Genomic DNA, 13651 nt, shown 5'->3' on the forward strand with positions numbered 1-13651 from the left:
CTTGCGGGGGAAGCGCGGCGCCTTCTTCTATCACCGCGCAACATGACCTTTTTGCGGTGCATCGGCAATAGCGGCGGGTAAACGAACGACCCGTCGGCATCGAGCCGGGCGCGACGGCCACGGCTCGATGCCGAATGGCCTCACATGTTCGGATAGTTGGGTCCGCCGCCGCCTTCCGGCGTCACCCAGGTGATGTTCTGGGCCGGGTCCTTGATGTCGCAGGTCTTGCAGTGCACGCAATTCTGCGCGTTGATCACAAATCGGGGATTGGTCCGCGCCGCCGCGTCGTCATACACCACCTCGTAGACCGCCGCCGGGCAGTAGAGGCGCGCCGGCTCGCCGTAGAGCGGCAGATTCCGCTCCACCGGAATCGTGGGATCGGCCAGCTTGAGGTGGACCGGCTGGTCCTCCTCGTGATTGGTGTTGGACAGGAAGACGGACGAGAGCTTGTCGAAGGATACGATGCCGTCCGGCTTCGGGTAGGTGATCGGCTTGACCTCGTCGATTCGCTTCAAGGTCGCGTGATCGGGCTTGCCGTGGCCGAGCGTGCCAAAGAGCGAGAAGCCGAGGAGTTCGTTCGTCCACATGTCGATGCCGCCGATGGCGACGCCCGCCATGGTGCCGAAGCGCGACCACAACGGCTTGACGTTGCGCACCTTGTGCAGGTCGCGGCCGATATCGGAGCCGCGCCAGCCGGTCTCGTAGCCGGCGAGTTCGTCGTGCTCCCGCCCCTGGCCGAGCGCCGCGAAGACGTTTTCGGCACAGAGCATGCCGGACAGGATGGCGTTGTGCGAGCCCTTGATGCGCGGCACGTTGACGAAGCCGGCGGCACAGCCGATGAGCGCCCCGCCGGGGAAGACGAGCTTCGGCACCGACTGGAAGCCTCCTTCCGTGATGGCGCGCGCGCCGTAGGCAATGCGCTTGCCACCCTCCAGCATGCCCCGGATCATCGGATGGGTCTTGAAGCGCTGGAACTCGTCGAACGGCGACAGGGTCGGGTTCGAATAGTTGAGGTGCACGACGAAACCGATCGAGACCAGGTTGTCGTCGAAGTGGTAGAGGAAGGAGCCGCCGCCGGTGCTGTTGTCGAGCGGCCAGCCGAAGGAGTGCTGGACGAGGCCGGGCTCAAATTTCTCTGGCGGGATCTGCCACAATTCCTTGAGCCCGATGCCGAATTTCTGCGGCTCGCGGCCCTCGTCGAGCGAGAAGCGCCGGATGACCTGCTTCGACAGCGAGCCCCGCGCGCCCTCGCCGAGGAGAGTATACTTGCCGCGCAGCTCCATGCCGCGGGTGAACTCGGCCTTGGGCTCGCCATTCCGGCCGACGCCCATGTCGCCGGTGGCGATGCCGACGACCTCGCCCTTGTCGCCGTAGAGCACCTCGGCGGCGGCGAAGCCCGGATAGATCTCGACGCCGAGCGCCTCCGCCCGCGCGGCGAGATAGCGCGCCACATTGCCGAGCGAGCCGACGAAATTGCCGTGGTTGTTCATGAGCCGCGGCATCAGGGCATTGGGCAGCCTGACGCCGCCCGCGGGGCCGAGATAGAGGAAGCGGTCGGCTGTAACCTGCGTCTTCAGCGGCCGCTCGGGATCCTCGCGCCAGTCGGGCAGCAGCCGGTCGAGGCCGACGGGGTCGATCACCGCGCCCGAGAGAATGTGGGCGCCGACCTCGGAGCCCTTCTCCACGACGACGACGGAGACGTCCCGGTCCGCCTCGGCAGCGAGTTGCTTGAGGCGAATCGCAGCAGCAAGGCCGGCCGGGCCTGCGCCGACGATGACGACGTCGTAGTCCATTCGCTCCCGTTCGGGCAGATCCATCAGGCCACTCCTTGGCTTATCAGCACCCCGGCGGATTTTTTATTTGTATACGAACAATTCCATATGTGCTGCAATCATCGATACGCGAAGTCTTCGACCCGTTCCAGACTGCATGTTGCACTGCGGGCGCGACCTCTCGAAGCGGAGGACGGCGGCGATCCGGCACTGGCAAGGTGCCGGTGGCGCCTCTAGAATGCCGGCATGTCGCATCCTCCCGCCGAGATCGGAGCCCGCGAGGCAGCGCTCGAAGCGCTCCTTGCCTTCTATGTCGATGCCGGCGTCGACCTGGCGCTCGACGAGGCGCCGCACGACCGCTTCGCCGAGCCGGACCGGCCGCAGCCGCGCGGGGAACAGGCGCGCCCGGCCCCCGCGCCGTCGGAGCCGCGGCAGCCGGCCGCTCCGGCCTTTGCCGCTGCGGCCTCGGCGGACGAGACGGCGCTTGCCGCCCGCGCCACGGCCCGCGGGGCGACCAGCCTCGACGAGCTGCGCGAGGCGCTCGCGGCCTTCGACGGCTGCGCCCTGAAGGCGACGGCGAAGAACCTCGTCTTCGCCGACGGCACGCCAGGCGCCCGCGTCATGCTGGTCGGCGAGGCGCCGGGGCGCGAGGAGGATATCCAGGGCAAGCCCTTCGTCGGCCGCTCGGGACAATTGCTCGACAGGATGCTCTCGGCGATCGGCCTCGACCGCGGCAGCGTCTACATCGCCAACATCGTGCCGTGGCGCCCGCCCGGCAACCGCACGCCGACGCCGCAGGAGGCGGCGATATGCCGCCCCTTCATCGAGCGCCAGATCGAGCTGTGTGACCCGGACGTGCTCGTCTGCCTCGGCGGCCCGTCGGCCCAGGCGCTGCTCGGAGTGCGCGAAGGCATCCTGCGCACGCGCGGCAAGTGGTTCGACTACGAGACGGGCCGGCGCACCATCCGGGCCCTCGCGACGCTCCATCCCGCCTATCTGCTGCGCCAGCCGGCGCAGAAGCGGCTTGCGTGGCGCGACCTGCGCGCCCTGAGGAAGGTGCTCGACGAGACGGCCGGCGCCCCCCGGGGCTGAAACCGCCCGCCGCGGCGGCCGGCGGTGCTTTCGTGGCGAAACCTGCACAATTGTGATGTAATATCTCGCGTCATTCCGAATCGAGGCACGATCCCCGGAGGTGACGACATGGATCTCGACGCGACGATGCTGGCGCGCATCCAGTTCGCTTTCACGGTCACCTTCCACATCATTTTCCCCGCCTTCACCATCGGCCTTTCCGCCTTCATCACCACTTTGCTGGGCCGCTGGCTCTATACGGGCGACGAGCATTACCGCACCCTCGCCCGCTTCTGGACGAAGATCTTCGCCGTGTCCTTCGCCATGGGCGTCGTGTCCGGCATCGTGCTGTCCTACCAGTTTGGCACCAACTGGAGCCGCTTCTCGGTGGTGGTCGGCAACACCATCGGCCCGCTCATCGGCTACGAGGTGCTGACAGCCTTCTTCCTGGAAGCAACCTTCCTCGGCATCATGCTCTTCGGCTGGAACCGGGTGCCGCCGGCACTGCACTTCTTCGCTGCGCTCATGGTGGCGGTCGGCACCTGCATGTCGGCCTTCTGGATCATCTCGGCCAACAGCTGGATGCAATATCCGACCGGGCACGAGGTGCGCGACGGCATCGCCTATCCGGTCGACTGGCTCGCCATCGTCTTCAGCCCCACCTTTCCGCTGCGCCTCGTGCATATGGTGGCCGCGGCCTATCTCACCACGGCCATCGTCGTTCTCGCCGTCGGCGCACGCTACCTGCTCGCCGGGGTGCACGAGCGTCATGGCCGCACGATGATCGGCATGGGTCTCGGCATGACCTTGATCCTCGCGCCGCTGCAGGCCGTCATCGGTGATGCGCATGGCCTCAAGACGGCCAAATACCAGCCGGTGAAGCTCGCCGCGATGGAGGGACACTGGCCGGAGAGCGAGGTGGCCCCGCTCGTCCTCTTCGCCTGGCCGAACGAGCGGACCGAATCGAACGACTTCGAGATCGCCATTCCCCATCTCGGCAGCCTGATCATCACGCACGACTGGAACGGCATCTACCCCGGCCTGAAGGCCTTCCCGTCCGAGGACCGGCCGCCGGTGGTGCCGGTGTTCTTCTCCTTCCGCGTCATGGTCGGCCTCGGTTTACTCATGATCGGGCTCGCCTTCTGGGGCGGCTATCTCTGGCTGCGCGGCCGGCTGTTCACCTCCCGCACATTCCTCCGGGCAGCGTCATGGGCGTGGCCGACTGGCTTCATCGCCATCATCGCCGGCTGGTTCGTAGCCGAGATCGGCCGCCAGCCGTGGGTCGCGACGGGCATCCTGCGCACGGCCGACGCCCGTTCGCCAGTCGCCATGGAGACCGTCGCCTTCACGCTCGCGCTCTTCCTGGTCGTCTATGGCATCGTTTTCACCATGGGCATCCGCTACATCAATCGGCTCATCGTAAAGGGACCGGCACCGGAGGTCGCCGCCGAGCCGAGGGGGCTGCCCAACCGGCCGCTGTCGGCAGCCGAGGAGGCGGCCCGCGCCGCCATGCAACCCGGACAATGAGGAGCGTGCCATGGAGTGGTATCTGCCGATCATCTGGGCCGGGCTGATCGCCACGGCCGTCGCGCTCTACGTCATCCTCGACGGCTTCGACCTCGGCATGGGCATCCTCTTTCCCACGACGCAGGAGGAGGCGCGCCGCGACGAGATGATGAACTCCGTCGCCCCCTTCTGGGACGGCAACGAGACGTGGCTCGTCCTGGGCGGCGGCGGCCTGTGGGTCGCCTTCCCGCAGGCCTATGCCGTCATCATGCCGGCGCTCTACCTGCCGGTCATCGTGATGCTGCTCGCCCTCATCTTCCGCGGGGTGTCGTTCGAGTTCCGCTGGGTGTCGAAGCCCCGGCACCGCATGTGGGATCTCGCCTTCTCCGGCGGCTCCATCGTCGCGGCCTTCGCCCAGGGCGTCATCCTCGGCGGCCTCCTGCAGGGCATCAGGGTGGAGAACGGGGAGTTCGCCGGCGGCTCCTTCGACTGGCTGGCGCCGTTCCCGCTGCTGTGCGGGGTCGGCGTCGTCGCCGGCTACGGCCTCATCGGCTGCTGCTGGCTGATGATGAAGACGGAGGGCCCGACCGCCGACCATGCCCGCCGGCTGGCGCCCGGCTTCCTCATCGCCGTCGGCATCTGCGCGGCGCTCGTAAGCATCTGGACGCCGGCCTCGTTCGAGCGCATCGCCGACCGCTGGTTCGCGGCGCCGAACATCTACTTCCTGTGGCTCCTGCCGGCGGCCACGGCCGTGCTCGGCCTGCTCGCCTGGCACGGCACGCGCCAGGGTCGCACGGCCCTGCCGTTCTTCAGCACGATCGGCATCTTCCTTCTGTGCTACGCCGGGCTCGCCATCTCCAATTTCCCCTATCTCGTGCCGCCGACCCTGACGGTGTGGGACACCGCGGCGGTGACGGCGGCGCAGATCTTCCTCCTCATCGGGACCCTGCCGCTCCTGCCCATGATCCTCGGCTACACGGTCTTCGTGTACTGGACCTTCCGCGGCAAGCTGAAGGAGGGCGAGGGCTACCACTAGCGCGGCGTTTACCGCTGCCACGGCATGGCGCAGCCGGTCGTTGGCCGGCGCGGCGGGGCGGGCTATGCTGGTCGGCCTGCCGCTGCAGGCAAGTGAGGCGTCGACGGAAGGCAAGACATGCGCTGGGGTGATTTCCGCCGGTCCGAGAATGTCGAGGACCGGCGCGGCGGCGGTGGAGGCTTCCACATCCCCGGCGGGGGACGCGGCGGCGGCATCGGCATTGGCACCATCCTCGTGCTCGGCCTCATCGGCTGGGCGCTCGGCATCGATCCGCGCATCCTCATCGGCGGGGCCGAGATGCTGTCGGGCGGCGGCTCCTCCTACGAGCAGTCGCAGCCGGGCACGCGCGGCGCGCCGCAGGACGAGGCCGGCCAGTTCGCCGCCGCCATCCTCGGCAATACGGAGGACGTCTGGACGACCGTCCTGCCGCAGCAGGTGAACGTCGCCTACAAGAACCCGCGCATGGTGCTCTTCTCCGGCGCCACCCGGTCGAACTGCGGCTTCGCGCAGGCGGCCATGGGGCCGTTCTATTGTCCCGTCGACCAGACGGTCTACATCGACCTCAGCTTCTTCGACGACATGCGCCGGCGCTTCCGCGCGGGCGGCGATTTCGCCTATGCCTATGTCATCGCTCACGAGGTCGGACACCATGTGGAGAACCTGCTCGGCATCCTGCCCAAGGTGCAGCAGGCGCAGCGCCAGGCCTCGCAGCGGCAGGCGAACGAATTGTCCGTGCGCGTCGAATTGATGGCCGACTGCCTCGCCGGCGTGTGGGCCAATCACAGCGAGCAGCGCTGGAAGGCGCTGGAGCCCGGCGACGTGGAGGAGGCGATGAACGCGGCCGAGGCCATCGGCGACGACCGCCTGCAGAGGGCCGGCCAGGGCTATGCCGTCCCCGAGACCTTCACCCATGGCTCGTCCGAGCAGCGCGTGCGCTGGTTCATGACCGGGCTCAAGGAAGGCCGCGTGCAGGCGTGCGATACCTTCGGCGCAAGCAGGCCCTGACGGTCCGGCACCACCTCATCAGGCAGACTCATGTCCCGTATCGACGAAACGCGCCCTTTCATTCCGCTCTCCATCGCCGTGCTGACCGTATCCGACACGCGCAGCCTCGCCGACGACAGATCCGGCGACACGCTGGTTCAGCGTCTCGAAGCGGCCGGCCATCGCCTTGCCGCCCGCGCCATCGTGCCGGACGAGATCGACGAGATCCGCGCCACCGTGAAGGGCTGGATCGCCGATCCCGGCATCGATGCCGTCATCACCACGGGCGGCACGGGCTTCACCGGCCGGGACGTGACGCCCGAGGCCATCGAGCCGCTGTTCGAGAAGCGCATGGACGGCTTCTCGGCCGTCTTCCACCGCATCTCCTACGACAAGATCGGCACCTCGACCCTGCAGTCACGGGCGACCGCGGGCGTCGCGGGCGCAACCTACATCTTCGTGCTGCCGGGCTCCCCCGGCGCCTGCAAGGACGCCTGGGACGGCATCCTCGCCGCGCAGCTCGATTATCGCCAACGGCCGTGCAATTTCGTCGAGATCATGCCGCGGCTCGACGAGCATCTGAGGCGTGGAACCGGCAGCTGAAAGGACGGGGATCACGCCCCGGTCTCAACCGGCCGCCTCGAAGGCGACCGGCAGCGCCGGCAGCATCATCGGCCGGCGATGGCCGGCGACGACATGAGCCTTCGACAGCAGCATGCGCGGGCCGAGCGGCGCGCGGCCGAACAGCCCCTGGGCCACGTGCCGCAAGCGGCCGAGCGGCACGATGCACGAGCCGCCGAGCCACAAGCCCGTCGTCTGGCCGCCTTCGCGGCGCAGGAAGCGCTCCATCACGGCGATCCAGTTCGCCGTCGGCACGTCGCCGGCCTTGAGCAGCATCAGCCAGGGGCCACGCGCCTCGCGCACCCCCTCGCGCCAGCCGGCTTCGCCATCCCCGGCCCGCACGAGCGAGGCGCCGACGGCCTCGGCGACGCGCGCGGCATCCCTGTCCTCGCCGCAATCGATGATGATGGCCTCGCGCACGACCGCCGCCGCGACGCCGGGCACCAGGGCCGCCAGCGTCGCGCCGAGCCCTTCCGTATCGCCATTGGCCATGATCAGGACGGAAATCATGCCGGAAGCCTAGCGCAGGCACCTCGCCATGACGCTGCGGCACGCTGTCTTAGCGGCAGGAGCACGGACGGCCCGAATCCTCGGTGGCAGGCGCGAGCCCGCCGGCGCTGGCCGCGCCCAACATCCCGATGCATGCGGCTTGCCCGCCGGGCGAGCGGTCGATACGCTCGCATCGTGCTGTGTGACTGGCGGGATGAGATGGGGAACCATCGGGGAGCGCAGCACTGTTCCGCCGTCCGCCTGGGCCAACTCCAAGATCGCGAGTGGAGGCCCCATGGACGCTGTGCTCCTGTTTCTTCTGACATCGCTCGCGCTCGTCGGGAGCCCCGGACCCAACACGCTCAGCCTGGCGGCGCTCGGGGCTGCCTTCGGCATGCGTCGCGTGGTGCCGTACATGCTCGGGCTCGATCTCGGAATGGTCGCCGTCGTGGCTTTGGTCGGCTCGGGCCTCTGGGCGGCGGTGCTTTCCTCTCCCCGGATCGCGCCGGTCGTGACCTTTGCCGCGAGCGCCTATCTCATCTTCCTGGCCTACCGGATCGCCACGGCGCCGCCGCTGAGGACGGCCGCCGCAGGATCGGCCGCGCGTCCCCCTCGCTGGCATGCGGGCGCGACCCTGTCTCTGGCCAACCCGAAGGCCTATGTCGCCGTGGCGGCTGCATTCTCGCGATATTCCGTCTGGCCCGACAGCACCATCGGCGATCAGTTGCTGAAGGGAACGCTGCTGCTCGCGACAGTCGTTCTCGTCAACATCCTTTGGCTTGCTGCCGGCTCGCTGCTCGCGCGCCCCATGGACAACCCCCGGGCGAGGCGTGTCTTGAACATGTCCTTCGCGGGCTTGCTGATCCTTTCCGTAGCCGTGCCGTGGGTGCTGTCACCACCCGGCAAGCCTTGAATTGAGATTTTCGGCACGCCCGTTTGACGATGGCCGCTCCCGTCACTCCTCTTGATGCTCCGCTGCACGACGAAAGGAGAACGCGAATGCCGCAGGAGATCAGACCACAGCCAGGCGTCTTCCCCGGTTCGCATATGCCGGTCAGCAGCCTCAACGCCCGCCTCGATGCGTGGCAACAGGGGATCACCTTGCCGATGCCAGCGCCACCGCAACCCGCGCGGGACCAACCGCCGGCGGCGCCCGGCACCGCGGCCGACGCTGCGGAAGCGCCGCAGAACCAGGACTAGACGATCGAACGTCGGCTTCTGTTTCGGCACGCGGCTTGTGCCGTTGCTAACCTTGCGCCTCGACCACAGCCACCACTGGACACGGGAACAATTTTGTTCTCTATATGTTCTCAATCGATGATCGCTGCTGGAATCGGAGGCGCCCATGCGGGCCCGAGCCGTCTCTCATTCACCCGCCCCTGCCACCCCGCCGCGCACCGGCCGGGGGCGCGATCTGCTGAAGGAGGTGCCGCAGGTCGGCCCGGCGGATCCGCTCGCCCTTGTCGGCCATCGCATCGACCCGGAGCGGCGGCGCGGACGCGGGGCCGTCGGCAACCCCGTGGCGCGCTACGAGCCGACTCACCGGGAGGATGTCGACGACGGCTGGGAGGGCCTTGCCGAGCTGCCGCCGTTCAAGACGGAGGTGCAGACGGAGAAGGCGCGCACCATCATCACGCGCAACGATTCGCCCGACATCTCCTTCGACCGCTCGGTGAACCCCTATCGCGGCTGCGAGCACGGCTGCGTCTACTGCTTCGCCCGGCCGACCCACGCCTATATGGGCCTGTCGCCGGGGCTCGACTTCGAATCGAAGCTCTTCGCCAAGCCGGATGCGCCGGCGTTGCTCGAGAAGGAACTATCCGCCTCCAGCTACGTGCCACGCACGCTCGCCATCGGCACCAATACCGATCCCTACCAGCCCATCGAGCGCAAGTTCCGCCTCATGCGCGGCATCCTGGAGGTGCTGGGCAGGACCGGCCATCCGGTCGGCATCGTGACCAAATCGGCCCTGGTGACGCGCGACATCGACCTCCTCGCGCCTATGGCGGCGCGGGGCCTCGCCAAGGTGGCGATCTCCGTCACCACGCTCGACGCCAAGCTCGCCCGCACGATGGAGCCGCGGGCGGCGACGCCGCAGCGCCGGCTCGACACCATCCGCCGGCTCAGCGAGGCTGGCATCCCCGTCACCGTGCTCGTTGCTCCCATCGTGCCGGCCGTCAACGATGCGGAGATCGAGAACATCCTCGCCGCGACGCATGCCGCAGGCGCGCGCGAGGCGGGCTACGTCATGCTGCGCCTGCCGCTCGAGGTGCGCGACATCGTGCGCGACTGGCTGATGAGCAACTATCCCGACAAGGCCCGGCACGTGCTGTCGCTCATCCGCTCGACGCGCGGCGGCAAGGACTACGATTCCAGCTGGGGCCAGCGCATGGTGGGCTCCGGTCCCTATGCCTGGATGATCGGCCGGCGTTTCGAGATGGCCGCCGAGCGCCTCGGCTTCAACAAGCGCCGCACGCGGCTCAGGACGGACCTCTTCTCACCGCCCCGTCGCGGCGCCGAGCAGCTCAGCCTCTTCTGAAAGGATAGCCCGATGACCGCGACCGTTCCTGCGCGCGTCAACCTCATCACGCTCGGCGTCACGGACCGCGCTGCCAGCCAGCGCTTCTACGAGAAGCTCGGCTGGCGGCCGAAGGCGCGGGCCCACGAGGCGTCGATCACCTTTCTCGCCCTCGACAATGTTGCGCTCGCCCTGTGGGACCGGGACAAGCTCGCCGAGGACGCGAAGCTCCCGCTGACGCCACCGGGCTTCGGCGGCTTCACTCTCGCCATCAACCTGCCGGACGAGAAGGCGGTGGACGCGGCGCTCGACGCCGCGGTCGCCGCCGGCGGGCGCCTGCTGAAGCCAGGCACCAAGGCGGACTGGGGCGGCTATTCGGGCTATTTCGCCGATCCCGACGGCCATCCGTGGGAGGTGGCCTTCAATCCCTTCATGCCGCTCGACGCGCGCGGGCTGATGGTGCTGCCGGACTGACGGCGGCTTTCGCAGCCCCCGCAGGCGAGCCTTCTCGAATCGAGCCTTGAGCCTGCGCGCCTGCGCGCCATGATGGCCGCATGAAGCGCATCGACGATACTGATTCGCCGGCAGGTTCCGACCTCGCGTCGGCATCCTTCCTGCGCGAGGGAGACTGCCGCCGGCGCGGCCTCTGGCCCGTTGCCGGCGTGGACGAGGTAGGCCGCGGCCCCCTTGCCGGCCCGGTCGTTGCGGCGGCTGTCGTGCTCGATCCCGACCGCATCCCCGAGGGGCTGACGGATTCGAAGAGGCTCACGCCCGCTCGGCGCGAGGTGCTCTATGCCTTCATCCTCGACAGCGCGGCCGTGTCGGTAGCGAGCGTGCCGGCCCGCATCATCGACAGCATCAACATCCGCCAGGCGACGCTGGCTGCCATGACGCGGGCCCTGCGCGGCCTGCCGGTGCGGCCGGTGCATGCCTTCATCGACGGCAACGACTGCCCGCCCGATGCCCCCTGTACGACGGAGGCGGTCATCAAGGGCGACCTCACCGTCGCCTCGATTGCGGCGGCGTCGATCGTTGCCAAGGTCACGCGCGACCGGCTGATGGCGCGGTTGTGCCGACAGTTCCCGGCCTATGGCTTTTCGTCCCACGCCGGCTACGGCACACCGGGGCATCTCGAGGCCATTGCCGCGCACGGGCCGTCGCCCTTCCACCGCATGAGCTTTGCGCCGATGCGGTTGGAATAAGCCGGGCGCCTCACAAGGAACCGCCCGGCCTCGCGTCAGAGCTGCGCGAGGAGGTGCGCCGCGCCGGAGACGTCCGCCTTGCCCGGCGCGTCCTCGACGTTGAGCTGCGTGACGACGCCGTCCTCGACGACCATCGAATAGCGCTGCGAGCGCGTCCCGAGGCCGAAACCCGAACCGTCGAAGGCGAGCCCGACCGCCTTGGCGAAATCGCCGTTGCCGTCGGCCAGAAACTCGATGACGCCTTCGGCGCCTGACGACTTGCTCCACGCATCCATGACGAAGACGTCATTGGCCGCCGTCACCGCGATGGCGTCGATGCCGCGGGCCTTGATCTCGTCGGCCTTGGCGAGGAAGCCCGGCAGATGGTTCTTGTGGCACGTGGGCGTGAAGGCGCCGGGCACGGCGAAAAGAACGACCTTGCGGCCCTTGAAGATGTCGTCCGTGGTGCGCGCGGCCGGCCCGTCGGGCGTCATGACGCGAAAGGTTACGGACGGCAGACGATCACCAACTGCAATGGCCATGACAACGCTCCTTCCAGGGAAAGTCAGCCGAGAGGCTGCCCCCTGAGTTAGCGTGCCTTGGCCACCGCGTCGAGCCTCGCAGCAACGGATATCGCGCCGGCCTTGCCGACGACCGTGAGCTTCGCGGCCGTTGGGCCCGCGGCCGCCTTCGGCCGGTCGGCGACCGGGACGCGGGCAAGAGTGCGGCCGTCGTCCTGGCGCGTCAGCTCGGCCTTGTCGAAGTACCAGCCGCTCTCGCCCTCGACGAAGACGTCCTCCAGCCCGCCGCCCGCGATGCGGGCGACGACGGCGATGTCGTCCCCCTTGCGCTCGATGGCCGCAGTCTCGACCGCAAGGCCGGCGGCCTCCTCGCCCACTGCGACCTCCCGCGGGACGCGGGCGACGAACGGAGCAAGCGCCGCCGCGTCCTCAGCCGATTCGGTGAGTTCCCGCGCCACGTGGCCGCCCGTCGGGATGCAGAGTTTTTCGCACACCGCGTAATCGAGCTTGAGATCGAGCACGACGGGCGCGCCGGCATCCTGCGCCACGACGCGCAGCGGCAGCACGACATCGTCCTTGTAGCCGATCGACCAGCCGACGCCGTCGAAGAAGCGGCGGGGTGCCGGCCATTCCACCTCGACGCGGGCGACATTGCGCGAGCCCGACCAGTCGAAAACCGGCGGCACGCCGGAATCGCCTGGATCGCGCCAGTAGGTCTTGAAGCCCGGTTCGAGGGCGATGCTCAGGCCGGCCCGCCAGGCTCCGTCCGGCATGCGCCCGGCGGAGAGGAGCGCAATGGAGGAACGCTCGCCCTTCGCATTCGCCGAAGGCGCGGGTTCCGCGACGGCAGGGCCCGCCAGGCCTGCCGTGACAAACAACGCGGCGGACAGTGCCAGCGCGCCGCAGATGATCGCGGCCCGGCCGGCCGTCCCGTCCTTGAAGCATCCGATCGACATGGCGCCGGAATACCCTCCTGCCGCGCTCCTGGCGAGCCACGAAGCCGTGAAGCGCAACAAGGAGGCAGCAAAAAGCATTGAAAAGCTATGGGCTCGCCGTAGCATGTTGTTGAGAGAAGGAGAGCTGATGTCGCTCGAGCGAAAGTCGGCCGAGACCGGCAAGGATTATCTGGACGGCCAGTTGCTGCTCGCCATGCCGGGCATGCGGGACGAGCGGTTTGCGCGTTCGGTGATCTATGTGTGCGCCCATTCGGAAGAAGGCGCGATGGGCATCGTCGTCAACAAGCGCGCGACGGAGCTCAATTTTCCCGATCTCCTCGTCCAGCTCGACATCATCAATGCCGAGGAAGCGATCCGCCTGCCGCAGCGCGACCGGGTGCTCGTGCTGCGCGGCGGGCCGGTTGAGACGGGACGCGGCTTCGTGTTGCACTCGCCCGACTTCTTCATCGACAATTCGACCCTGCCCATCGACGACGAGATCTGCCTGACGGCGACGATCGACATCCTGCGTGCCATCGCCCGCGGCCAGGGCCCGCACAGCGCCCTTCTGGCGCTCGGCTATGCCGGCTGGGGCGCCGGGCAGCTCGAAAGCGAGATCCAGGCCAACGGCTGGCTGAACTGCCCGGCCGATCCGGAACTGATCTTCAACGTGCCGCTGGAAGCCAAATACGACCGCGCCCTGCGCATGCTCGGCATCGATCCGGGGATGCTCTCCGGCGAGGCCGGGCACGCCTAGGGCGTCCTCCGGACCGGCTGGTCAGGCCGGCTTGCCTCGCTCCCGCTCAGACGCCGGAACGCGTGCTCCAATCGTCCTGGCCGGGCTTGGCCATCCACGCCTTTCACATTGCAATGCCGCAACGCGTGGATGCCCGCGACAAGCGCGGGCATGACGGGGAGCGTTGCGCACCGGGCCTTGCGCTGCAAACCGCGCAGACCTTGGCGGTCGAGCCCTACCTCAAGCGGACGGGCGATCCCGAAGCGTCTTCGTCAGCCCTG

The 13651-nt window shown here is 68.5% G+C and carries 15 protein-coding genes and 1 riboswitch; of the genes, 11 read left to right on the forward strand and 4 right to left on the reverse strand.

What is annotated here, in order from left to right; all coding sequences use genetic code 11:
- Positions 1-140: 140 nt before the first annotated feature.
- Entirely contained in the window at positions 141-1817 is a 1677-nt protein-coding gene (locus P2T65_RS11015) for an electron transfer flavoprotein-ubiquinone oxidoreductase (RefSeq protein WP_245280521.1), read from the reverse strand.
- A 201-nt stretch (positions 1818-2018) separates the two neighbouring features.
- Here P2T65_RS11015 and P2T65_RS11020 point away from each other — a divergent pair, with 201 nt between their 5' ends.
- From P2T65_RS11020 to moaB, 5 genes are all read left to right on the forward strand, one after another.
- Complete coding sequence (locus P2T65_RS11020) at positions 2019-2864, forward strand: uracil-DNA glycosylase (protein ID WP_055459224.1); 846 nt, start codon at positions 2019-2021, stop codon at positions 2862-2864.
- Positions 2865-2972: 108 nt separating this feature from the next.
- Positions 2973-4370 (forward strand): cytochrome ubiquinol oxidase subunit I, encoded by a 1398-nt coding sequence (locus tag P2T65_RS11025; RefSeq protein WP_276199781.1) that lies wholly within the window; start codon positions 2973-2975, stop codon positions 4368-4370.
- A gap of 10 nt (positions 4371-4380) precedes the next feature.
- Complete coding sequence (gene cydB, locus P2T65_RS11030) at positions 4381-5385, forward strand: cytochrome d ubiquinol oxidase subunit II (RefSeq protein ID WP_276199782.1); 1005 nt, start codon at positions 4381-4383, stop codon at positions 5383-5385.
- Positions 5386-5502: 117 nt separating this feature from the next.
- The gene (locus tag P2T65_RS11035; protein ID WP_071923505.1) at positions 5503-6390 is read left to right on the forward strand and encodes a neutral zinc metallopeptidase; all 888 of its coding nucleotides are present in this window, start codon (positions 5503-5505) and stop codon (positions 6388-6390) included.
- A gap of 30 nt (positions 6391-6420) precedes the next feature.
- On the forward strand, positions 6421-6972 hold the full coding sequence (gene moaB / locus P2T65_RS11040) for a molybdenum cofactor biosynthesis protein B (protein WP_063189552.1): 552 nt from the start codon (positions 6421-6423) through the stop codon (positions 6970-6972).
- 24 nt (positions 6973-6996) lie between these two features.
- Here moaB and P2T65_RS11045 read toward each other — a convergent pair whose 3' ends face one another.
- Positions 6997-7500: a hypothetical protein gene (locus P2T65_RS11045; protein WP_276199783.1), complete on the reverse strand. Its 504-nt coding sequence runs from the start codon at positions 7498-7500 to the stop codon at positions 6997-6999.
- Positions 7501-7671: 171 nt separating this feature from the next.
- Positions 7672-7753: riboswitch (ZMP/ZTP riboswitch) on the forward strand.
- Positions 7754-7774: 21 nt separating this feature from the next.
- On the opposite strand from P2T65_RS11045, the gene P2T65_RS11050 reads away from it, so the two are divergent.
- From P2T65_RS11050 to P2T65_RS11070, 5 genes are all read left to right on the forward strand, one after another.
- Positions 7775-8392: a LysE family transporter gene (locus P2T65_RS11050; RefSeq protein WP_055459230.1), complete on the forward strand. Its 618-nt coding sequence runs from the start codon at positions 7775-7777 to the stop codon at positions 8390-8392.
- A gap of 86 nt (positions 8393-8478) precedes the next feature.
- Positions 8479-8679, forward strand: a complete 201-nt coding sequence (locus P2T65_RS11055) for a hypothetical protein (protein WP_055459231.1) — start codon at positions 8479-8481, stop codon at positions 8677-8679.
- Between the two features lie 145 nt (positions 8680-8824).
- Positions 8825-10018, forward strand: a complete 1194-nt coding sequence (locus P2T65_RS11060) for a PA0069 family radical SAM protein (RefSeq protein WP_169790100.1) — start codon at positions 8825-8827, stop codon at positions 10016-10018.
- A 12-nt stretch (positions 10019-10030) separates the two neighbouring features.
- On the forward strand, positions 10031-10471 hold the full coding sequence (locus P2T65_RS11065; protein WP_055459232.1) for a VOC family protein: 441 nt from the start codon (positions 10031-10033) through the stop codon (positions 10469-10471).
- A gap of 80 nt (positions 10472-10551) precedes the next feature.
- Entirely contained in the window at positions 10552-11199 is a 648-nt protein-coding gene (locus P2T65_RS11070; RefSeq protein ID WP_055459233.1) for a ribonuclease HII, read from the forward strand.
- A 35-nt stretch (positions 11200-11234) separates the two neighbouring features.
- On the opposite strand, the gene P2T65_RS11075 is transcribed toward P2T65_RS11070, so the two are convergent.
- Both P2T65_RS11075 and P2T65_RS11080 read right to left on the reverse strand, forming a co-directional pair.
- Complete coding sequence (locus P2T65_RS11075; RefSeq protein ID WP_055459234.1) at positions 11235-11720, reverse strand: peroxiredoxin; 486 nt, start codon at positions 11718-11720, stop codon at positions 11235-11237.
- A gap of 47 nt (positions 11721-11767) precedes the next feature.
- On the reverse strand, positions 11768-12655 hold the full coding sequence (locus tag P2T65_RS11080; protein WP_055459235.1) for a protein-disulfide reductase DsbD domain-containing protein: 888 nt from the start codon (positions 12653-12655) through the stop codon (positions 11768-11770).
- A gap of 127 nt (positions 12656-12782) precedes the next feature.
- On the opposite strand from P2T65_RS11080, the gene P2T65_RS11085 reads away from it, so the two are divergent.
- Positions 12783-13391 carry a YqgE/AlgH family protein gene (locus P2T65_RS11085; RefSeq protein ID WP_055459236.1) on the forward strand — a complete coding sequence of 203 codons (609 nt, stop codon included), beginning with the start codon at positions 12783-12785 and terminating at the stop codon, positions 13389-13391.
- Positions 13392-13651: the final 260 nt, after the last annotated feature.

Source organism: Chelatococcus sp. XZ-Ab1 (assembly GCF_029309855.1).
In the GTDB taxonomy this organism is placed as follows: domain Bacteria; phylum Pseudomonadota; class Alphaproteobacteria; order Rhizobiales; family Beijerinckiaceae; genus Chelatococcus_A; species Chelatococcus_A sambhunathii.